A 25,005-nucleotide genomic window follows, 5' to 3' on the forward strand; every position below is an offset into this window, starting at 1 on the left:
ATTAAGCGTATGCTTAATCTTAGAGCAGACCATTGAAAAAGAAGATTAAGTAAATAAAAATTATATATTGCACTAACGGCGTATATACCGGCATAAAGCATCTATCGGAAGAGGTAAATTTAGTAAGTAGTGAAAAATAAGATTGTCAGAATAAAAGATATTGCCGAGAAAGCAGAAGTATCGAAGGGAACAGTAGATCGGGTTTTGCATAACCGCGGTCGGGTATCGGAAGAAGCCCGCGAAAGGGTGTTGAAAATTATTCAGGAAATGAATTACGAACCTAACCTGATTGCCCGCACCCTTAAAAGTAATAAAGTTTACCACATTGCCGCCATTATTCCAGACCCTTTAATAGACCCGTACTGGGAAGCGCCTAAATCGGGCTTAGAAAAAGCCGAGAAAGAATTGCGCCACTACGGCATTTCGGTTACACCCTTTATTTTTAACCCATACAACGTAGATTCTTTTCTGAAAAAAGCCAAAGAAGCAACGCAATCGGAGCCAGATGGCATATTATTAGCGCCGGTTTTTTACCGCGAAGTTTTGTCTTTTTTCGACCAGTGGAATGTTAAAAGAATACCTTTCGTATTATTTAACACCCAAATTCCGGATGCCGCGCCGCTGAGTTATATTGGCCAGGACTCGTACCAGAGTGGTTATTTGGTAGCTAAACTGCTCACCTTTGGCTTGCCCGAGCCTTGTACTTTTTTAGTGGCCCACATCAACGAAGATATTCCCAACTCGGCGCACCTGATAAAAAAAGAAGAAGGCTTCCGCAATTATTTCGTAGATAAAAAGCTGGAAGATAAATATAAGGTAGTGCGGCTGGAGTTAGGCAACCCCGATAGTGGCTTGTTTACGGAACAGCTTAATAAAGTAAGGCAACAACACCCCGACCTGAAAGCCATTTTTGTAACTAATTCTAAAGCCTACGAAATTGCTTTTTACCTCGAAAAACACCGCATAGATAATATTAAGCTTATCGGCTACGACTTGCTGCCCAAAAACTTGTACTACCTCGAAAACAGCATTATTAATTTCCTAATCAACCAGAATCCCAAAGGCCAGGGTTACTGGGGCATTCAGCAGCTAACCGATTTCTTAGTATTCAAGAAAGAAATTCAGCCTATTAAATATTTACCCTTAGATATTATTACCCAAGAAAACTTAAGTTATTACGTTGATAATGAAGCTTAATGAATGGCTGTGTGCATAAACACCGGAAGCTCTTAAAAAGAGCTTCCGGTGAGCTTTCATAGCTTCTATGACTAAAGGCAATTGGGCATTCCAAATTCAGGAAAGCTGGTTATTCAGGATAAACGCGGTGTTTTATTGGTAGTGAATAATATTGCAGTTTATTAGCAGATATTAGCCTTGAAATATATAAAAGCAATGTTCTCTTCTAAATATTTAAGGCGATGATCCCACCTCTGTCATTCTGGGAATACAAGTATTCCAGGAGGAACCTATTGGGCTACCGGCTAAATAGGTTCCTCCTGAATGACAGAGATGGATTACTTAAACGCTATTTTTGTTGCACCTCAACCTTTCTATACTTTCAGGCAACAACAGTACTAATACTAAATTTTAACATTGGTGGTACCACCACCGCGGAAGGTAATATCTACGGGGGTATTTTTTTGCCAGGCGCCGCCGGTAAAATCAGGTACATCAATAGAATTAGAGCGGTTGGCTACCGACCATTCGCTTAATGGCGCAATGGCACTCCAGAGCGCGGCATCATACACATCCTGATCCAAAGGCAAGCCGTTGCGCAATAAATCAATCAGGCGCCAATCCATTAAAAAGTCCATGCCGCCGTGGCCGCCTACTTGCTTGGCCATTTCGCCTAAACGCCGGATTAATTCGGGCTGATATTTTTCTTCTACGGCTTTAAACTCGGTTTCGGATAACCATTTTTCGTGCGAGGTGGCTATTTTGGCTGGGGTAGGCCACTTACGGGCCGCGCCTTGGGTACCGGTAATGGCATGAATACGGGAATACGGCATGTTAGAAGATACATCGTGCTGCACCATAATGGTACGGCCTTTTTTGGTGCGAATGGTAGTGGTATTCATGTTGCCACGGTATTTTTTATTCGCAAACTCGTTGTAAAAACTATCCTGGCTTGCCAGTTTTTTAGCGGTTTCGCCCATGGTAAAATCATTACTCGACATAGACACCAAATAATCCATCTGGTCGCCGCGGTTAATATTCATGACCTGGCAAATAGGACCTAAACCGTGCGTAGGATATAAATTGCCGTCCCGGAAATTTTCTTTTAGCCGCCACATGCCCTGGTAGCCTTTTTTACTAAAGTTTAAATCTACCAGGTTGTGCAGGTAAGCGCCTTCGCCGTGCACAATTTCCCCGAAAAAGCCTTGGCGGGCCATGTTCAGGGTAAGCATTTCGAAAAAATCGTAGCAGCAGTTTTCCAGCATCATGCAGTGTTTGCGCGTGCGTTCCGAAGTTTCTACTAATTGCCAGCATTCTTCCAAAGTAGTGGCCGCCGGCACTTCTACAGCTACGTGCTTGCCGTGCTCCATGGCGTAAACCGCCATAGGCGTGTGTAAATGCCAGGGCGTAGCAATATAAATTAAGTCAATATCGTCCCGGTCTACCATTTCTTTCCAGGCCTCTTCTTTGCCCGAGTAAGTTGTTGGTTTATGCGTAGAGTTAGCCAATATTTTCTGCGCCGAAGCTACATTTTCGGGCCGCAGGTCGCACAAACCTTTAATATCTACGCCTTCTATCCGGTTAATGCGGTTTACGGCGCCCGGTCCCCGCTGCCCCAAACCAATAAAACCAATGCGTACGGTTTCGAGTTTAGGAGCGGCATAACCACTCATGTTAAATACCTGGCGGTGGCTTTTAGCGGCTTGTTTGGGCACGTTGCCCGCACTGGCGCCCGCCGTAGCACAAGCGTTTAACATGCTGGTTCCGGCCAGCCCTACGCCGGCCAATCCGGCCAGCTTTAAAAATTCTCTGCGGTTATTACTCATGATTTTAAATAGCTGTGGTTATAGTAGTCGTTTTGGTTTTCAGGCGGAATATTTCAAGCTAGATTATTTTTATTATAGTTTGCGGCAGCGCTTTGCCTTAAATTTAAGCAAATTGTACTTCCCCGAAGAATTCCGGCAAATGAAAATTTGGTTCTTCGGCCAGAATATTATTCCAGGCTAAAAAATGAGGTTGCGGCAAATCATCGCCGCATTTATAAAAATTTACTTTGCCCTGCACGCCCTGGAAAGAAGTTAAATCATGTACACAAAATACTTCCACGGGTAATACCAGGGTTAACTGCCAGTTGGTTAATAAATGGCCGCTGGCCGCTGTTTTTTGCATTACGGCCCACCGGTTTATTTTACCAATTACATGCTCGGGCAACAACGTACGGTTTTCTTTGCCGTTGCCAAACCCACCCAAACAGGTTCCCATACAGTTAAACTCAAAGTTATAATAGGCGTCTTCGTCGTTAAAAGCGATAAAAAACTCGACGCAGCTATCTTTAAATACCGGGTCGTTGGTTTGGCGGTACCGGGCCCGGACGGCGTTTTCGCTGACATAAAATTTAATAAACAGGCAGTTAAGGCTATGCGCCAACGAAAATTTAACCGAAGGCACGTAATCGTATGCCGGCCAGGGCGCTTTATCGATGCTTAATTTCGCTTGTTCATCCAGCGCAGCCGAAATATCTTCGATGGGCATATCCCGGTCTAGTTGCGACAAATACGGCACATGCAGTTGTTTCAGGTTGGTTGGCATACTTATTCCCCCGCTACGGCCACCTGGTTTTGCACCGGCGCAACTTCCAGAATAATGGCCATCATCTCTTTAAAGTGAACTTCTAAATTTTTAACAAGTTGCAATTGGGCCCGGGCCCGCTGCAGGTTGTGTTCCGGAAAATGAATTTTATAATAATTATCGCCGTCGATGTAATCGGTTAAGAAGCGCAGGCCCATAATATAGGGCAATAACAACACGCCGTAAGCCAGCGAGGTAAGCTCGGTGCGGGAAAGGAACGTACCGGTTTCGGCTAGAAAGCCTTCGGTAAAGCCCCGGAATAACGCTAAATCAACGTTTATTTTAGTTAAATCTTTTTCGTCTTCGGCGGCGGTATTTACTGTAGTCCGGATGGCATCGCCAAAATCATAAGCTACGTAACCGGGCATTACCGTATCCAGGTCAATAACACACTGGGCTTTACCAGCAGCATCGAGCAGCACATTATTAAACTTGGTATCGTTGTGGGTAATCCGGAGCGGAATCTGGCCGCTTTCGCCCAGGTTTAGCACGGTAAGCATGATAGCAATGCGCTCTTCAATCGCCTGAATTTCCGGCTGTACTTCTTTTACCCGCCCTACCGAATCTTTCGCTAAGGCTTCCCGGAATAGCCGCAGGCGGCTTTCTATATTATGGAAATTTGGAATGGTTTCGTGTAGTTGGTTTACCGGCAAATCGGCTAATAACCTTTGAAATTTACCGAAAGCTTTACCGCCTTCGTAAGCCTGCTGCGAATTTTCTACAATATCGTAGGTGCGGGTATTATCCAGAAAATAATACACCCGCCAGTAATTGCCGTCGGCATCGGTGTAATACCATTGGCCCGATTGGGTTGGAATTAAAGTAAGTACTTCTTTTTCCGGGTTAGCATTGGGCAAGTTGTTCAGTTTTTCCCGCAGGTGCTTTGTTACCACCTGAATATTTTCCATCAGGCCCGGCACATTCTTAAATACATGATGATTAACGCGCTGCAACAAATAATCGGGTGCGCCGGCCTGGGCATTAGTTACCCGGAACGTATCATGAATGTGGCCCGACCCGTGCGGTTCGATGGCTGCTGCCTCGCCCTGAATATTAAACTGCGCTACAATGGCCGCTAAGTTGTAGCCGGTCTTACTGCTCTCTTTCATTTTATTTCCGCACTGCTAAAGGTTCATTCCATAAATTTTCGGGGTAAACGTTTTGCGCTATTAACTGCCGCAAAGTTTGCTCCGCCACTGGTTTATCGGCCGGATACGTTACCCCAAACCACTTTTCGGGGGTAGGCAATATTTTTACCGAAGTAATATTCTTTTGCACCAGATTATCTACCACCACCGGCAAATAAAATTCGGCTTTGGGCTGATGCGCTTGCTTTTCTAAAAACTCCCGGAAATATTCTTCAAAATATCGAAATATAGTAGCCGGAAAACCGGTCAGGTTCATCGATACCACTTCGTTGCCGGTAAGCTTTATTTCCTGGTTATTGGGTGTTTTGGCAATAATGCCGCTGGGCGTTTGTTCTATATGCGTTTGTTCGGTAATACTTACCAGGTTGCCCGCCGCATCTACCTCGCAAATACCCCGCGATACCGCCCCGTGCTCCGACAAGGTATTGAGTAACTTAAAACCCACCATGGCCGGCTGACCCGTAGTATCTTCTTTTAAATAATCGGCCATTATTTTAAAAGAATAATAGCCGTAAAAATCATCGCCGTTAATAACCGCAAAAGGGCTGGTTACTTTAGCCGCCGCTACCCAAACGGCGTGCCCGGTACCCCAGGGTTTTACCCGGTTTTCGGGTACGGTAAAGCCTTCGGGTAAAATATCGAGTTCCTGCAACACATAATCTACGGCTATTTTACCGGCAAACCGGGGCAGCAGCGTTTCTTTAAAACTGGCTAACAACGACTCCCGGATTACAAACACGACCTGCCCAAAACCGGCCTTAATTGCATCGTAAATAGAATAATCTATAATGGTTTCGCCGCTGGGGCCAAATTGTTCCAGTTGTTTTAAGCTGCCGTAGCGGGTTGCCATGCCCGCTGCCATCACCACCAATGTTGGTTTTATAGCCATTTTTTACTTTATATTTTGCGCCGCCGATAAAAAATTCTGTATCAGCTTTTATTAACTTTTTATTTATATCAGGATTTTCGCAAATCTTTTTTAATCTTTAAACCTTCCCCGCTAAAGGAAAATTTTTGACTCTTTTGCGGAAGTCCTATTTAAATATTATTAAAACCAGATCTTCTGGGAGCATAAAACCTCATTAGCCTAATCGCCAGAAGATTGTTTCTGTTGAAGGAATCATCTCTTGGGCCGGAAAATCTTCGGCATTTGGGATTTAATACCCATGGTTAAGCTGCGCGTAAAAACCACTTAATTTAAAGCTTTACCTATACAGACTCATTATTTTGCTGCACCCATCTCATTGCAGCGGTAACTTACCGGTTTACTTAGGATAAGATACCGCTGTAATGCGGCGAATACATTAAAATAATTGTGGTGGATAGATTTTACTTTTGTATGCTAAATTTTAGTTTGCATTCGCTTTTCAAACCCAATTAAACCAGACTGGTTTTTCTAATTTAACTTTTGGTTATTAAACATAAGCATTAGTTTTTAAAGATCAAACTAATCTTAAAAAAAATGTGCTCGTACACACATGTATAATATCCTAAATGTGCACGTACATCATAAAAACAGGTACAATAACAATTAGCGTGTTTGCATTACTGGTTGCGCCTAACGGCACTATCCGCCACAATTCTTTATGATTGTGGCTTAATAATTTTGGGGTGATCTTAACAGTATTATTATTAGTTGTTTTATGCGCTTAAATTACAAGAGCCCTGCTGCGCTCGTCGAAACAACTAATATTTACTTTATGAGGTTGTAATAGATCCTTCGACAAGCTCAGGATGACTCAGTAGTAAACATTTAAGCGCAAGTTTTATCTTAATAATGGTATTAATACTACTATTATATAGCCCTGAATGGGCTTAATAATACAGCCCAGGGTGCAGCCCTGGGAACACGCACATACCAGTAAAAAGCCCTGAAAGGGCGAAATATTGCTTTTAGAATATTCCGCCCTTTCAGGGCTTTTGTACTGGTATGTGGCTTTTCGATGGGCGCTGCCCATCGCTAGAATATTTCGCCCCGTTGGGGCTGAACAGTTATTGAGGAGGATTAAACACTATAATAATTACCATTAGCTAAAACTTTACAGGCCTTAAAGACCTGCGAAGTTTTAACCAATGGCTGCTGGTTTAGACAATTTGGAATAAACTCTGCCCTTAAAAAGCCGGCAAACTTGCCTTAACGGAACACTTCAAGTACTCTACTTCTGGACTTTATAGAAAATAGCGCCGAACAGGAAAATAACTACGTAGCAAATAATTGGTAGGTAATAGGCGGCTGCTACATCTTGGTTGGCCACAATACCCATAATGGGCGGAAACACAGCCCCGCCAACTACGCCCATTACAATAAAAGACGAACCCTGCTGCGTGTGTTTACCTAAATTTTTCAGACCCAAGCTGAAAATAGTCGGGAACATGATACTGAAAAAGAAGTTGAGCAGCAGCAAGGCCACAAAAGAAACTGTACCCCAGCTTTGCGCAATAATTAGGCACATTAGAATATTAGCCAGCGCGTAAGTAGCCAGTAATTTGTTAGGAGCAATAAATTTCATCAGGAAGGTGCCCACAAAGCGGCCTACCATCATCATTACCATAAATATTAATCCAAAATAATAGGCGGCTATTTCGGGGGTAAGGCCCATTTTTTCTTCGCCGTAAAAAATAAAGAAAGCCCAGGTACCCGATTGGGCGGCCACGTTAAAGAACTGCGCAATACAAGCCCAAATAAAATGCCGGTGCTGAAATAATTTTTTGGGTGCTTTTAAAGTTGCCGGCTCCATGCCTACCTCGTAGGTATCGGTGCTAACCACGTGCGGATCGGTGAGGGTGGGTACTTTTACAAAAGCAAACGCAATGGCCAGTAAGGTAATAACCACGCCTATTATGGTGTATAATATTTTAACCGAATCGAGTTCGCCGGGGGTGCCGGTGCGCAATAAGAAATAACCACCAATTACCGGGCCTATAACGGCACCCAACCCGTTAAACGCCTGGGCAAAATTTAAGCGCTGGTCGCTGGTACGCTGGTCGCCGAGCGAAGCAATAAACGGGTGCGCTACGGCTTCTAAGGTGGCCAGGCCGCAACCCAGAATAAATAAAGCTACCCGGAAAAACCCAAACGACTCGGAACCGGCCGCCGGCACAAATAAAAAGGCCCCTACCGCATACAAAAATAAACCCAACAAAACGCCCATTTTATACCCGAAGCGCTTCATAAACAAACCGGCCGGCACACCCATAATAAAATAAGCACCAAACACCGAAAACTGCACCAAACCCGACTGGGTCTTAGATACATTCAATACATTCTGAAAATGTTTGTTTAGTACATCGCCCATGGTAATGGCAATGCCCCACAGCATAAATAAGGAGGTAACAAAAACAAAGGTGGTGAAATACTTTTTTTCGGTAAAAGCGGCCGGCTGCGCAGGTACCCTGGCTTCGGACGAGGAAACGGGAGACATCATGATTTAAATAAAATAAGCTAATTGGCGGTATAAAAAGGTAAAGAAACTAATAATTTCGTTTTAGCGGCATATTTTTCGGTCTGGCAGTATAAAATTATCGGTTTGTTAACGGCTACAGTTTCTGGTTAACCAGCAAATATTGCTTACCCCAGCAGCTTAAATATTGCCGGAGCAAAAGCAATATTGCGGCCAGCCAGACCTGGAATTACGGACTGATTAAACCAGTTTATCTTTTCTAAATTTTGGTTTCGCGCCGGTTCTTTCTAATTTCATCTTATGATTTCGCTTAAAGTATTTACCCGCTTACTGCTTTTCTTCTTTGTTTACGGCGCTTTCAGCTCCTTTGCCCTGGCCCAGCAACCAACTTTGCCAACGGTAATCCCCTCACCCGCTGCTGATTCGCTAAAGTTAACGCCTAAGCCTTTTGTGTTGTTCGATAGCCTGAATTACCGTTTTATTGGCGATGGTAACTTCACGCGGGGCAATATAAACCGCACACTGGCGGTTGCCCGCGCCGAAATAATTGTAAACGGACCGGTAATTTCGGTATCTACGAACCCACGGTTTGCTTACGGCAAGCAAAACCACGTACTCGCCGAGCGCGACGCATACATAGATTTATTTATTGATGTTTATAAACAGAAGCGGGTTTATGCCTTTAGTTTGGCTACGCTGGAAAACAGTAATTTACGGGGCATTACGTTGCGGCAATTAGCCGGGGTAGGTTTGGGTTTGCGGCTGCTCCGGAAAGAACACCACACCTTATCTTTTACTAATGCGGTTATTCACGAATCTACTAATTTCCGGAGCCGCTCTACCGTAACCACCCAGCGCAATTCGGCCCGGTTAAAAGGCAGCCACACTTTTCTGGAAAATAAAATCAGGTTTAACCACATTACCTTTGTACAGCCATCTTTAGCCGATATTTCTAATTTTCGCTGGAACACGGTGGTTTCGGTGGAGCTACCCTTAACCAAATGGGTAACCCTGCGCACGGCTTTCGAAAATACCTACGAAAGCATTGTAGAGCCCAACCGCAAAAAAAACGACAGCCGCTTAACGGTGGGGATTGCTTTTGGCAACCGGCCGTAAGCGCATAGCTTCTACTTAACTTAATTTAGGCCCCAAACGCTAAAAAAAGAAGCTGACCGGTTTAGCTGTTAATCTGGCTTCTGTCATTAGCGGCAGCTTTGTCATGCGCTTATTTAAGCCTAGATTAAGCATAGTTGTTTTAGCCTCATTGGTGCTTATGCGCAGCACATGATAAACGGTCAACTGCTTTGCCTGGTTAATTTCTAACTTAGCGACACTTATAATATTCAGACGCTTCGCGGAAAAACGTTACTGGTCTAAAATATTTTTTCAATATTTCACCATCATATTATAACCTTTTTATTTGGTTATTATAACCGCTATCCGCTTTATTAAATATATTATTTATTTAATATAACGTGTTTTAACGCCTGCTTTCCTATCAGGTGATTTACCACCAGCTATCCTGTTCTAAATAGTGCAGCTAATAATTTCAGCAGAAAATACCATCTTGTTTTTTGTACCTATACTATGCTAATGCAGAATAGAAATTTTACAAGCATTTTCTAAAATCCGGAAAAAACCATCCCATTTCCGGATTTGCAACTACCTCTTACAATTCAAATAAATACGCTAAAAACCTAATTTGGCCTTTAAACATATATTTTATCATATATTTATATTCTGGCATATATTTAGACTTATAAAAGAGGAAATCCTAGTAAAACTAACTTAAATGAACATGAACAAGCAAACTACTGGCGCAACTAACACCAAATTTGTTACCAACCCTGCTGAAAAGGTTGAATCATTTAAGGCTATAATAAAACTGTTTGTAATCTCAATGGAACATCCAGCTTATATAAAAATACCGAGAATAATCAGAACCCCTATTAGATAATATTACTTGTTGTTTCAGGAAGGCCATTCCTACTGCAATAACTAATACATATATTAATTAAAATATATTAATTTTTTATTTTAATATTTACGTTTTAAATTCGAACTATTAATTTATAATCCTAAAAATTAAATAATAAATGCCACGGCTTACAACCTTTACCCAAACCTGTTTTAGCAGGGGCAGAAAACCTTAACAAACGCTATTAAATACCCGATAATCGCTTAAACTAATACTTTAGTTACCAAACATAAGTAACTAAAGGAAGGAAAAACTGAATAATTCAGCTATTGCTCTAAACCAAACCTACTAAGCAAGCCTCATCAGCTGCGACTAAATAGCTTACTAAGTCCGTAGCGAGTTGTTTAATCCAAAAAAATCATAGATTACTTAAACCCTAATAAAAACGCTTAACCCTTTAACCCTAATTTTATGCAAAAGAATTTTACCCATTTAATTACCGCTATCAGTCGGGCCCGCAACCACCGGGCTGTGATAGCAACTTTATTGTTATTTATGCTGCTGTTGCTAGCGAAGTCAGCATCGGCACAGACATTATCAATTTACAACAATGATTTTAGCAACAGTTCTAGTGTTAGCATAACAAGAACTCGTGGAGAATCAATGACAGTAACATCTGGTCTTCTCTCAATTAAAGGTAACCAAGGTGGGACCAAAGGCTACGAGGGATACGTTGTAACCGCAAATTCAATTACTTTCTATCCAGGGATCACCTATACAATCTCGATAAAAGCGCGAACGCCAAATTCTACGTTGGGTAAAATTGAAATTACCCGGGGAACAACACAAGCAAATGCTCGGAGTAGTTCAGGAAATAGAATACTGTCTTCAAATACAAATAACATTACAGCTACTAACCCCAGCACTAATTTCAATGAAATTTCGACCCAATTTACAGTAACATCTACTCAAAGCTTATACATTGGGTTTTATTTAGTAAGTACTGGCAATGGCGCGGACGCGGATTTAGATGATATAATAATTACTGGTACATGTAATACCTCCCCAACAGTAAATATCACTAACCCAGCCGCAGTTTGTACTCCTAGCACTGTGGACTTAACGGAGTCGGCCATTATAAACGGAAGTACCACGAATTTAACCTATACATATTTCACCGACGCTGCTGCTACTACGGCACTAAATAATCCCAGTGCTGTAACGACCTCTGGCACTTACTATATCAAAGGAACCAATGCTGTTGGATGTTTTGCTATCAAGCCAGTAGTTGTTACTATAAATACGGTACCAACTGCTCCTACTACTACTAATGCGGATCGGTGTGGTACAGGCAAAGTTACTTTAAGAGCAGTGGGTGCACCATCAGGCAGTTCCTACCGCTGGTATGATGCCTTTGGGGATATTATTTCTGGAGAAACAGGGCCTACCTATGAGCCTACTATTAGCAGCACGCAAAATTTCTACGCTACGGTGGTAAGAAATGGCTGTGAAAGCCCCAAAACCCTTGTTACAGCTACTGTAAATAGCCTTCCAGATGCACCAACTGTCTCAGGAATTCCATTAAAAGCAGGAACAACCGAAATCACGGTTTGTACTGGTAGTACAGCAACGCTTACGGCTAACGGCGCTCCTGATGGAGGTTCTTATAAATGGTTTACAACAGAATCAGACGGAACAGCAATAAGTACGAACCTTTCTGGAACAGGTAATACTACTTACAGCCCTACTTTAATAAATAATACTACTTCTCCAATAATAACTTCTTTCTATGTAGAAGCAATCAATCCTAGTAGCCTGGGTGGTTGTACAAGCGCTACCAGAACTAAAGTAGATATTACCGTTAACCCACTACCTACTGTTACATTAGGCGCAATCACTCCTGTATGTGTTACTGCTACAGCCTTTGAACTTACAATTGGCTCACCTGCAGGCGGAAGCTATAGCGGCACAGGTGTAACTGCTGTTTCCAATCCGGATCAAACTACTACCTGGATGTTTGACCCAACTGTTGCTGGTGCCGGCGTACATATTATTACTTATACTTACCAAGACCCAACTACTACTTGCTTAAACAAAGCAACAACTCCAATACAAGTTTCTCCGGTTGCCACTGCTGGCACATTTGCTCCGGTATGCTCCGGTAGCACTTTGACTTTAGGAACACCGACTGCTCCTAATTTAACTGGTATGACTTATACCTGGACAGCTACTAACCCTGCTAACCAAGGCTTATTATCAGCCAATAATGTAGCCCAGCCAATTGTTACTTTAACTAATCCAGGTACTGAACCCCTAGATTATACTTTTAATTTAGAGGTTAATTCTCCTGGTTGCGAAACTACCAGCAGTAGTGTTACCATAACTGTTAAGCCAGCCATAACAAGTAACAATCTGACTGCTCCGGAAAAAGTTACTTTTTGTGATAGCGGTGACCCAGCAGAAATAACTGGCACAGCAGCCGCTGGTGGTAATGGAATCTTTTCTTACGTTTGGGAGAGCAGCACGATTTCAACAACGGCTGGTTTTACCCAAATAATTGGCGCTACTGAAATAAACTATAATCCTGGTTTACTTACCAAAACCACCTACTTCCGGCGGGTAGTAACTTCCGATGGCTGCCCTAGTACCAGCAATGTTATTACAATTACCATAAACCCTAATCCAACTGTAGCCGAAATTTTTGGCAATGGCCCTGTATGTGTTGGAAAAACTATTAACCTAACTAATAATACACCTAATGGTGTTTGGAGCAGTTCTGATGAAAATATAGCTACAGTTAGCTCTATTGGTATTGTAACAGGTATTAGAGCAGGTATTGTAACTATCAGTTATGAAGTAACTCAAAATGGCTGTTATAACAAAGCTACAAAATCCATCACGGTTAATGCCTTACCACCAGTTTCCATATCTGGTTTGCCAACCGGGCCTATTTACTCTGGCGATAACAACATTACCCTTATTGGTTCTCCGGCAGGGGGAACCTTTAAATTAAACGGTATGAATATCGCTACTACAACTACCAATGGTGTTACTACGGCTATCTTTGTACCTTGCAATGCAAGCACTACTAGTTCAAATACTATTACTTATGAGTACAACGGTACCTGTGCTAATACTGCAACTATCAATGTAAATGTTATTAAATCTGTTTACAGAGTAATAGTTCGTCCGGTTTCTTTCCCGGTATGCCCAAGTGTTAATACTAATTACTTTGCTACCGTAGTAAGAGACGCCGAAATTATCTACCCGTATAAAGTAAATGCTAACGGCCAGGCCATTGATGCTAATAATGTTCCCATAGTTCAGGATAATTCCTACCCTATTCCGAATCCGGATTATCCGTTTCCTACCGGCACACCACAGTTCAAAAAAGACCAGGCTTACCGTTACTTCCGGCCTATAGTTGTAAGTGCTAGAGACTCTTTAGCTACAAATAAGCTTACTTACCAGTGGACCAAAAATGACAAGGTATTTAATGGTCCTGAAGATAATGGTCCTACTGTTAAAAATTCAGGCCTTACTTCTCAAGATTTTTATGCCGCTAAAATAACCGGGTTAGTATCAGCAAGCAACCCACTTGCTTGTAACATTTCAGCTTCTTCTATCCCAATGTCTAACAGAATTTACCTGGGCATACCCAATACCTACAGTATCTCTTTAGCAGCTCAGAATACCACTTTCTGCCGTAACCAGGATGGTACTGTAAACTTCAGCACCACCTTAGGCGCTGGTTTCCCTACCGCAGATGCTACCGGATTAACGATTAACTGGTATAAAAACAATTTGCTTATAAAAGATAGTAATGGCAACCCTGTTACTGGTACTACCTACTCTGCTCCATACAGCAGTTTTAACAACGGCGACAAAATATCAATTGCCTTTACTTCGGCAATCAGCGGTTGTTCTATAGTGCAAACCGGTGGTGCTGATGCAGCAATTAATATTACAGTTAATCCTACAATTATTAATTCGTTCACTTTACAAGAACCAGAAGAGACGCTATACTTTAAGGAAGCAACCTACATAGCGAAGCCAACCAATACATCTATTGCCTGGCGTTATGAATGGACTATTAATTATTTACCTGGTCCGAATGAAGTACAAACAGTAACTGGGTCTACGCTGACTATACCCGCTGACAAGATGCACTTAGGATTTCAGAGTGTAACAGTTAAACAAATAGCTCCAGATGGAATTTGTTTTAGTGAGAAAACTATTACTGCGAGTTCAAATCTTAATGTTATTCAACCAGTAGAGTTGCTCTACCTGAAAGCTACCAAACAAGCAAACGATGTAGTGGCAGTAGAATGGGCTACCGCTATGGAACAAAACAGCGAAGGTTTTGAAGTACAAGTATCACAGGATGCTAAAAACTACCGCAGCTTGGCCTTTGTCGCTTCTAAAGCGGGCGGCAACACCAACCAAAAGCAGGTATATACTTTCCACGATAAAGAAAACGGCAAATACGGCACCCGCTATTACCGCTTAATGCAGCGCGACATAAACGGCGACTCGGAATATTTTGGCCCGAAAGCTGTAAAAATAGGCGCTGCCGTAGAAAGTTTAAGCGCTTATCCGAATCCGTTCAGCAGCGAAGTAAGCCTGGAGTTTAACGCCGAAGAAGCAGGCACCATGCAGGTACTGGTAACCGATGCCGCCGGCGCCAAAATACTGGAACGTTCGCTGCCCGCAGCTAAAGGCAACAACCGCACCCTGCTGCAGTTAAACAGCCGCTTACCACAGGGCATGTATATTATTACTACGCGCCTGAATGGTAAAACCAACCACATTAAATTGCTTAAAAGATAGTAAGCTTTATTAGGGTTAAAGCTGAAAGGGGTGGGTATTTTACCTGCCCCTTTTTTTATTTACGGTTAGTGAAAGTCGAGCAGCGCACCCGTTTAATAAATGCATCCTGGTTAATCAGCCCAAGGCACAAACTTTTTTTGAACAATTAGTAAACTGGTGGTATTGACGCAAAACCCATTCTGACTCCCGTATCTAATATATAAATTTTTAAATATTTTATTTATCCTTTTCAAAACGCTATTAGCCACAACTGGTTGCTCGAAGTTTTATAAACGAGCCTGATTAAACATTATCTGTAGAGAGTACCATTAGACAAAATTATCTACGACTAAAATTATTTAGAATTGAACCGTATCAAGCTTTTTCCGGCCGCCGGAAAATCACTTCCGAAATCCGGAAAATAAGCTACGGCACACAAGCTAAAATATTAACGAAAAAACCTTATTCCGCTACAGTACATAGCTTTATAAATATATTTTCTTTCTGGCATATTATTAGACTTATAAAAGCCGGAATCCTATAAATACTAACTTAAATGAACCTTATACCAGAACCTACTACCCTATTAAACACCACTGCGCGCCTGGCTCCGGAACCAGCGCAAAAAACAGGCAAAGTTAAGTTAAGGTTATTTGTACTCTCTATGCAGCTCCCTGTATATATAAATATACCAGGAAATAATTAAAGTACAATCGGAATGTATTTCAGGAGGTTTAAAGGTTGTTAAGTAACATCAATAAAATATTCTTTAAAAATTTACACAACAAAATTTTTTATTACATTATTTTAATATAAATTCGTCGCCCTTATAAAATATAGATAAATTTTTGCTAAATGTATCCTGTTTTAAGCCAAAGCCAACTCCTGCTGTTAACTTCCAAAAACTGGAATTTAATTATACCAGTCCTTTTAACAGCTCCGGACAATAATTTAGTAAAATTTAACAGGGCGCAACATAATAACCCAGAATATTTGCAAAGCTTAAACCTTAAGTTAAACTAAATATTAAATAAGGCCAAAACAATGCTGCTAAGCCATTTTATGGCCGTCGCAGTTAAACAGAAAAGTTTACACGAACCAATTAATACCTAATAAAACCAAACCCTAATAATACGCTTAACCATTTAACCCTAATTTTATGCAAAAGAATTTTACCCATTTTATTACGGCTGTTAACCGGAGCAAAAACCACCGGACTTTGTTAGCTGCTTTGTTATTATTTATGCTGCTGTTGCTGGCGAAGTCGGCTTCAGCGCAGACCACTAGCCTGTATACGGATGATTTTAATACAACCAAATATACAACTGCGCAGATCTTATCCACAGGAACGACAATAGGAATAGTTAATGTTGATGGAAATAATCAATTACGTATTAGGGGAAATAATCCTAGCTCTGGTCGGGGTTATAACCTTTATATTGTAACGCAAAAAATTACTTTGCGTCCTGGTTTTACATATAAAGTTAATGTAAAGGCAAGGATTGGCTCAAATAACCCAACCGCAAACGGAAAATTAGAAATAACTAGAGGCTCTACCATTGCACAAGCAACTGCATCTGGTTCAACAAATAGAATCCTTAGTTCTCCACCGGCTCCTCCAAGTAACCCGAATGGTTATAATGTATCGAGTACTTCATTTCAAGATTTTTCTTCTAGTACTTTTCAGGGTACAGGAGATCAATATATAGGTTTTTATGTATTTAGAACGGGTACCTCAAATTTCGAAGAACTATATTTAGACGATATTGAAATTACCGAAACTTGTAATAGTTCTCCAACATTGACTATAAATCAGCCAGCCGCCGTATGTGGTGGCACAGTAGATATAACGACAACAATAAATACTAATTCAACTACTCCGGGCCTAACTTTTAAATATTATACAGATGCCAATGCAACCAACGAAATAACTGCTGCTGCGGCGAAAATTGTCGGAACTACTGGTACTTACTACATAAAAGGTACTTCCATTGCTGGTTGTTATGACATTAAACCGGTAACAGTTACCATAAATCAAAAGCCAGAAGTTGCTATTATTACCGGTTCTGATGATGTTTGTATAAACTCAACCATTACTCTAGCCAATGCTACTCTGGGTGGCGTTTGGAGTAGTTCTGATGAAAATATAGCTATTGTAAGTACCAATGGCGTAGTTTTGGGTAAAGTTGCAGGAATTGTTACCATTAGTTACACTGTAACAACTCCAAATACTACCTGCTCTACTACTGCAACAAAACAGATAACTGTAAATACATTACCAATAGCACCTACTTTAGCTGCTTCAAGCACTACTTCCATTTGTAGCGGTGGTACGGCAACTTTAACTGCCGAAAATGGTCCTGCTAATGGTTCTTACAAATGGTATTCAACTTCAACTGGCGGAAGTTCTCTATTTACTGGTCCAACTTATACTACAGATATCTTAACCAATACAAATGCAGCGGCTTCAAGTTTTGTTTACTATGTAGAGTCTGTAAATGAAGGTGGTTGCGCAAGTGAAACCAGAACACCGGTAACAGTATTTGTTTATGCATTGCCAACAGCAGGCCCTGACCAAGCTAAATGCGCGGTAGGCCCTACTAGCAAGACCACATTTACCCTTTTTGGTAGTACACCATTTGGCTCTCTTGAGTGGTCTGTGGTAAATGGTAATGCCACCATTGATGATGATAACAAAAATAATGCTTTTCCAACTATAACCGTAACCGGCATAGGTTCTGCAATTATTCGCTTAACTTCAACCGGAGAGCCAAATAATCCATGCGGAGTTAAAACCGATGATATAGTATTAACTGTTAATCCAATCTACAACAATGCATTGGATGCTACACCGATAACTGTACCAGAAGAATTAGAGTATTTCAAACCAGCCAAGTTTGTGGCAAATCCGGCAAATAATGATTTAAACTGGACTTACAAGTGGACAGTATTTTACAAAAATGCTCCTGCTGTGACAGTTCTTACTGATAATAACAATGATGCAGAACTAAATTTAACGGCCGAAGAAATGAATATAAATTTCGATTATGTGGAGGTAATACAAGTTGCTCCAACTGGTGTACCTTGTGTAGCAATAGAATCGGCGCGTGAAAGAACTCCTATACAAACCATATTACCAGTAGAACTCATTTACCTGAAAGCCGATAAGAAAAACGATAACGTAGTGGCTTTGGAATGGGCCACGGCTATGGAAAAGAACAGCGAAGGTTTTGAAGTACAGGTATCGCAAGATGCCCAAAACTACCGCACCTTAGCTTTTGTAGCTTCTAAAGCCGGTGGCAACACCAACCAAAAGCAGGTATATACTTTCCACGACAAAGAAAACGGCAAGTACGGCGTTCGCTACTACCGCTTAATGCAACGCGACATAAACGGCGACTCGGAATATTTCGGACCTAAAGCTGTGCAGATTGGAGAAGCTATAGCAGGTTTAAGCGCTTTCCCCAACGCCTTTACCAGCGAAGTAAATCTGGAAGTTAACACCGAAGAAGCCGGCACCATGCACGTACTAGTAACCAATACCACCGGCGCTACTGTACTGGAGCGCACCGTAAAAGTAGCCAAAGGCAATAACCGGGAATTACTACAGTTTAACAATGGCTTGCCTAAAGGGTTATATTTTGTTACTACCCGCCTGAATGGCAAAACCAACCATATTAAACTACTGAAAAGATAGTAAGCTTTATTAGGGTAAAGCTAAGGGGCGGGTATTTTACCTGCCCCTTTTTATTTTACCTCTACCCAAGTATAAAGCATTACCCAAGTTCCGGTAATTTTTAACGCTAAAGTTCTCCTCGCAAAATATCAATCCTCGCAAAAAGCTAAATCGAATAAAAGCCTCTAGCGGCCTTTATAGGGGTATTTAGCTATTTGTTATTATTATTTATAGTTGTAATTACAAAAATTGTAATTAAAATAATTTTTATTTTACCTTTTTTGTAATATATTCAAAATCTAACCCCGAATAATTTTAAATTCTTACAAATGCACCGTAACACTATACCCAATATTGTTGCCAACTTATTCTCGCGGCAAGCGCAGGAAGCAAGTTTATACCTTAGCAGGAATTGCCGTTATGCTAACTTATCTGCTTCTCCGCCAGGCTAATATTGCCTCATTTATAAATGCTAAAGCGCCAGCATTTACTTCCTAACCCACTTTTATCAGAACAACAACCGCTACCTGGCCGGTCTGCTGTTTACCACCGTCCTCCTGAACTATCTCTAAATACCAGCAAATTAGGTTTACGCTTAACCCTATAACTATACCATTATGCAAAACAACTTTACTAAACTTATCGCCCCTATCCGCCAGGCTCGGAATTACCTGCTCATTGCTGCCGCCTTATTGTTTATGTTGTTGCTACTGGCAAAGTCAGCTTCAGCGCAGACTGTTAATTCTATTGATCCAATTTGTACAAACACCAGGAGTTCACCTTTGAACCTAACCATAAATGGAAGTGGGTTTACCACAGGTAGTTCTAATAACATAGCATTAGTTAGAATAAATGGAGACGATGTAAATCTTCTCACTCCGAATCAAAACACAAGCACGGCAACCCAATTATTTGTATCTATACCATCAAGTTACTTTACAACTGCAAGGACTTTAACAATTCAAGCTGCAAATAGATCGGGAGGTGTGCGAAATTGGCAAACTGCCACAACTTATACTCTTACTGTACTTGCTGCACCTACCACCACGGGTGGCAGCCGTTGCGGATCTGGTACTGTACAATTATCAGCTTCCGGTGCTCCCACCGGTGCTAGTTACCGTTGGTATACAACTTCTACTGGCGGGTCTCCTGATGCAAGCCAAACTGGCGCTACTTTCACTACACCAAATATCAGCAGCACCACTACATATTACGTTTCAATGGCTACTAGTAGTTGCGAAAGTCCCAGAACAGCAGTAACTGCTACCATAAATGAGATACCCAATGCAGTAATAGTAGGAACTACCACCATCTGTAGCGGCAGCATCGCAACACTTAATGCTAGTGGAGCACCTACCGGTGGCTCATACAGATGGTACACAACTGCTACGGGCGGAACTGCTATTTCCACAAATCTTTCCGGAACCGGAAATAGTACTTATAGCCCAACCTTAACCAATTTAACGAATACGCCTGCCATTACTTCATATTATGTAGAAGCCATAAATCCAGGCAATTTGGGCAGCTGCGTAAGTACTACCAGAACCCGTGTAGATGTTACTGTTAATCCCCTGCCCACAGTAACTTTAAACTATACGCCAACTTGCGAAGACGCCGAAACCACTTTAACAGTAAATGCCAGTGGCGGCACCGGCCCAGGTACCTATACTTACGAATGGATAGTACCAAATACCGTTACGAATCCAGGTAATGTAGCCAGTTTCAAAACAACAACGGCTGGTTACTATAGCGTAAGAGTAATTGACCAAAATAGCTGTCAAAATAGTGTAACCGCGGAGCAACAAGTAACATTTATTCCCCGACCAACCGCTACCTTAAACTACACGCCTACCTGCGTAGGTACCGCAACTACCATCGTGGCAAACCCGAGTGGTGGCACCGGACCTTATACTTATAACTGGACCGTGTTACCAGCCGGTGTAAACAATCCGGGCAACGTAGCTTCCTTTCCTACCGAAATTCCTGGTACTTATAGTGTTGTTGTAACCGATAAAAATGGCACTGGTTGTACGAGTACAACTATATCTGCTAATGTAATATTTAACCCCTTACCTACCGTTACATTAACCAGTCCACCCGCTTGTATTGGCACCGATGCAATCGTCACAGCCAATGTAACCAACGGTACCGGTCCTTTTATTTATAACTGGGTTGTTCCAACGGGGGCAACTGCACCCGGCAACACCATAGGTAGTTTTACCACTTCTGTACCCGGAGAATATCGCGTGTCTGTTACCGATAATAATGGTTGTACTTCTAGTGCTGTTGCTACTATTACCATCGCCTTTAATCCGTTGCCGGCAACACCAACTATTGCAGCGGATGGTTCCACTACTTTCTGCCTGGGTGGCTCCGTAAATTTAACGGCTGATGGTAGCCCTACAGCAACCACTTTTACCTGGTACAAGGGCAATACAGTAGTGCAAACAGGACCAAATCCTAGTTATTCAGCTAATGAAACCGGTAATTATACTGTTATTGCTACTGATAGCAATACTTGCAGCAGCCTTGCTTCAAATATTATAGAAGTTTTTGTATTAACACCTCAAAATATTATTACCGGCGGCCCCGGTAACCAGCGTTCTTTTTGCGAAGGCAATACAGCTACCCTTACCGCTTTAACCGGGGGTACCTATACTTACCAATGGTTTTTTAGTACAGATGCCACAATTAATAATGGTAATGAAACGCCTGCTGGCCAAACATCTAGTATAACAGTTAATACGCCTGGGTTCTATTACTTGGTTTTAACGGGTGCTAACAACTGCGAAGTAATTTCTGAAGTTATTACGTTAGAACGAACACCGGCTATAGATACCAACGAACTTGACCCTAAAACTCCTATTTGTGAGGGTACCGCTCCCGGATTAATAACCGGAAATGTTACTGGCGGGAACGGTTCTTACGTGTATAAATGGGAGATGAGCACGACTTCTGCTACTACTGGTTTTTCCGAAATAGCTGGTGCTATTTCTCAAACTTTAAATTACACCCAAACCCTTACCCAAACCACCTGGTTCCGCCGGACAGTTACTTCCGTTAATTGCTTTGATGTTAGTGAGGCCCTAGAAGTTACCGTAATACCGCTACCTACTGCTGCTGTTAATGCTGATGGCCCACTTAGTTTCTGCTTTGGCGGGAACGTAACTTTAACCGCTAGCGCCGGCGACTCCTGGGCCTGGTACAAAGCAGGCAATTCGCAACCGGTAGCTACATCGCAATCTTACATTGTTGCAGAAAACGGCAACTATACCGTTGTGGTTACCACTAATAATTGCTCCGCTACTTCTAATGCGGTTACTGTTACGGTTAATCCTTTGCCTGTAGTTTCTATTACTTCAAGTGTAGCGCCAGTTAATGGATCTATTGCTATTTGCGATGGTACAACGGTAACTTTAACTGCTAATCCTGGCCCTCCAACAGGTACCTCTTATGCCTGGAGCAACGGTGAAACAAGCCGGTCGATAACGGTAGATGCAGGCGGCAATTATACTGTAACGGTAACAAACGCCAATTCTTGCTTTGCTCCTGCCACTGCTTCGGTTACTGTAAAATCAGTACCTACTGTTTCTATCCAGAATTTTAGTAATCCTAACGCGATTTACACCGTTTATACTGGCGATTTAAATATCCCGCTTCAAGGGTTAGCTGACGGGCTTCCTGTAATAGGCACTTTTGCCGTAAACGGAACCCCAATTTCCGGTAATACCTTAACTACTTGCAATGGTGGCAACTTAGGTCCCGTAAATGGGATAGTTGATAATGTTACTTTTACTTATGAAATTAATGGATGTCCGGTAACTGCTACGGCTAAGTTTCTTTTAAAACAATCTACTTTCGCTGTTATTATCACTGCCAATCCTTTTCCGGTATGTTCCGGTACCAATACAACATATACCGCAACCATATACCGGGATGCAGTTGTAACTTTGCCATATTTAACAAACGCTGCAGGTGAGCCAATAAATGATGCCGGTCAACCGGTAACAGGGCCAAACGCAGTTCCAGCAAAGAATCCCCTATATCCATTTCCACCAACAGATCCCCCATATAAATTAGCTAATTATCAGCGTTATTATAAGCCAATTGTTACCGGGGGAGCAATTGTTGATGCCAATCTGTTTGATTATCAGTGGAAGAAAAATAATGTTAATGATATTGGAAATAATACCCCGTCTCGTAGTTTAGCCGGCTTATCATCCACAGACTATTATACGGTTGAAGCAACGCTGAAAAACAATCAAACCATTGGCTGTAATGTATCTACCTATTCTTCCGAATCAAACCGCATATATTTAGGTACACCAGATGCATATTCAATAGATATTTCGGCTAGCCCTAACATAATTTGCAGCAACAGTACAACCCCGGTAGTATTTACCGCTCTTCCAAATCAAAACTCACCTTACGATTGGAGTACAATTGGGCTTGTTGTAAACTGGTTCCGCAACAATGAAACACAGCCGTTTAGAACAGGTTTAACATTCTCTTTATTACCTAGCGAGATAAACAACGGCGATAGATTCAGAATAGAATTTACCACTACGTTAGGCGGGTGCAAAACAGGAGCTAATAACGGTGAAATTACCATAACAGTAAACCAGCCACCCGCTATTACCGCAACCGGTCAGCCACAAGTTACTGTTGCTGCTTGCGTTGGGCAATCTGCTAATTTCTCAGTTCAGGCAACCGGCACCAACTTAGGTTTTGCCTGGTTTAAAGTAGGCGACCCAAATTCCATATCTGCCGGTACTAGCACTAACAATAATGGTGTAATTACCAATACACTTACCCTTAGCAATGTGCAGCTAGCGGATAATAACTCACAATATTATGTTATTATTTCCGGTACTTGTAGCCCCACAGTTCAATCAAATAATGCTACCTTAACCGTAAATCCGTTGCCGGTAACACAACCTATAACCGCTCCTAATTATTGTGCTTTAACCAGTACCGGTAGTACCATAAGTTTAACCAGCACTCAGGCTGGCGTAACTTATCGCCTCAAACAAGGCAACACCGTATTGGCAACATTAACCGGGAATGGCACCGGCCCGCTTGCTTTTACCGGAACTTATGTTGCAGGCAATTATACTATTGAAGGCACCTCAGCTACCACCCCTAGCTGTACAGCCACGGTTGGCTCGGTTACGGTTATCGAAACCACGCCTATTCAGAATGTGATTGAAGAGTTAATACAAAACCCTAACCCATTGGTTTATTTTCAACCCGCAACCTTTACTGCCACGCCACAAACTACAACCAGACCTGACGGCACTTCTATTGCATGGCTATACAAATGGACCATTGATTATGGTGCAGCAGGTAAAGTTCAGAAGCCTATTAGCAATAGTAATGTTTTACAATTAACCGGCGAAGAAATGAACATGAACTTTGTAGGCGTAATAGTAGAACAACTAATTCCTACGAATGATAATTCTACCTGCTATAATGCGGTAACTTCGGGCGAAACCCCTTCTAACAGTGGCAATGTTTTACCGGTAGAGTTGCTGTACCTGAAAGCCACCAAACAAAATAACGATGTAGTGGAAGTAGAATGGGCTACGGCTATGGAAAAGAACAGCGAAGGTTTTGAAGTACAGGTATCACAAGATGCTAAAAACTACCGTACCCTGGCCTTTGTAGCTTCTAAAGCCGGTGGCAACACCAACCAAAAGCAGGTATACACCTTCCACGACAAAGAAAACGGCAAGTACGGCACCCGCTACTACCGCTTAATGCAGCGCGACATGAACGGCGACTCCGAATATTTTGGTCCTAAAGCTGTAAAAATTGGCGAAGCCGCTGAAAGCATGAGTGTTTACCCGAATCCGTTTAGCCAGGAAGTTACCTTATCTGTAAACGCCGAAGCGGGTGGTAGTATGCACGTGCTGGTAACCAATGCCATTGGCGCCAAAGTACTGGAACGCACCTTAACCATTCAGAAGGGTAGCAACAAACAAAGCTTGCAGTTTAATGGCAATCTGCCGCAGGGTATGTACCACATTACTACCCACCTTAACGGCAAAGTGCAGCACTTTAAACTCCTGAAACAACAGTAAGCTTTATTAGGGTTAAAGCTGAAAGGGGTGGGTATTTTACCTGCCCCTTTTTTTTGTACCTGGTCTGGGTGCCATAGCCTTCAGGTTAAGACGTCCATAATCTGTACACCTGATTTTAATTGATAAAGATTGTACTGGATTCTATTCAAATATTTATTAAGACAGC

The 25,005-nt window shown here is 41.9% G+C and carries 10 protein-coding genes; 5 read left to right on the top strand and 5 right to left on the bottom strand.

Going from position 1 to position 25,005, the window contains the following annotated elements:
- Positions 1 to 129: 129 nt before the first annotated feature.
- Positions 130 to 1,197, top strand: coding sequence for a LacI family DNA-binding transcriptional regulator (locus tag F0145_RS13090; protein ID WP_150088865.1), 1,068 nt, complete (start codon positions 130 to 132; stop codon positions 1,195 to 1,197).
- Between the two features lie 383 nt (positions 1,198 to 1,580).
- Here the strand turns inward: F0145_RS13090 and F0145_RS13095 are convergent, their stop codons facing one another.
- From F0145_RS13095 to F0145_RS13115, 5 genes are all read right to left on the bottom strand, one after another.
- Positions 1,581 to 3,002: a Gfo/Idh/MocA family protein gene (locus F0145_RS13095; protein ID WP_150088866.1), complete on the bottom strand. Its 1,422-nt coding sequence runs from the start codon at positions 3,000 to 3,002 to the stop codon at positions 1,581 to 1,583.
- A 103-nt stretch (positions 3,003 to 3,105) separates the two neighbouring features.
- Positions 3,106 to 3,765: a carbohydrate-binding family 9-like protein gene (locus tag F0145_RS13100; RefSeq protein ID WP_150088867.1), complete on the bottom strand. Its 660-nt coding sequence runs from the start codon at positions 3,763 to 3,765 to the stop codon at positions 3,106 to 3,108.
- Between the two features lie 2 nt (positions 3,766 to 3,767).
- Positions 3,768 to 4,913: a phosphotransferase enzyme family protein gene (locus tag F0145_RS13105; protein ID WP_150088868.1), complete on the bottom strand. Its 1,146-nt coding sequence runs from the start codon at positions 4,911 to 4,913 to the stop codon at positions 3,768 to 3,770.
- 1 nt (position 4,914) lies between these two features.
- A complete protein-coding gene (locus F0145_RS13110; RefSeq protein ID WP_150088869.1) occupies positions 4,915 to 5,841 on the bottom strand; it encodes a glycosyltransferase family protein in 927 nt (308 codons plus the stop codon).
- A 1,267-nt stretch (positions 5,842 to 7,108) separates the two neighbouring features.
- Entirely contained in the window at positions 7,109 to 8,377 is a 1,269-nt protein-coding gene (locus F0145_RS13115) for a sugar MFS transporter (protein ID WP_150088870.1), read from the bottom strand.
- Positions 8,378 to 8,653: 276 nt separating this feature from the next.
- Between F0145_RS13115 and F0145_RS13120 the strand changes: the two genes are divergently transcribed.
- The 4 genes from F0145_RS13120 to F0145_RS13135 all read left to right on the top strand — a co-directional run bounded on the left by F0145_RS13120 (position 8,654) and on the right by F0145_RS13135 (position 24,839).
- Entirely contained in the window at positions 8,654 to 9,469 is an 816-nt protein-coding gene (locus tag F0145_RS13120; RefSeq protein WP_150088871.1) for a DUF481 domain-containing protein, read from the top strand.
- A gap of 1,357 nt (positions 9,470 to 10,826) precedes the next feature.
- The gene (locus F0145_RS13125; RefSeq protein WP_223816045.1) at positions 10,827 to 15,101 is read left to right on the top strand and encodes an Ig-like domain-containing protein; all 4,275 of its coding nucleotides are present in this window, start codon (positions 10,827 to 10,829) and stop codon (positions 15,099 to 15,101) included.
- 1,138 nt (positions 15,102 to 16,239) lie between these two features.
- The gene (locus F0145_RS13130; RefSeq protein WP_150088873.1) at positions 16,240 to 18,777 is read left to right on the top strand and encodes an Ig-like domain-containing protein; all 2,538 of its coding nucleotides are present in this window, start codon (positions 16,240 to 16,242) and stop codon (positions 18,775 to 18,777) included.
- A gap of 965 nt (positions 18,778 to 19,742) precedes the next feature.
- Positions 19,743 to 24,839, top strand: coding sequence for an Ig-like domain-containing protein (locus F0145_RS13135; RefSeq protein ID WP_190277546.1), 5,097 nt, complete (start codon positions 19,743 to 19,745; stop codon positions 24,837 to 24,839).
- The last annotated feature ends 166 nt before the right edge of the window (positions 24,840 to 25,005 follow it).

Source organism: Adhaeribacter rhizoryzae (assembly GCF_008629685.1).
Classification (GTDB): Bacteria; Bacteroidota; Bacteroidia; order Cytophagales; family Hymenobacteraceae; genus Adhaeribacter; species Adhaeribacter rhizoryzae.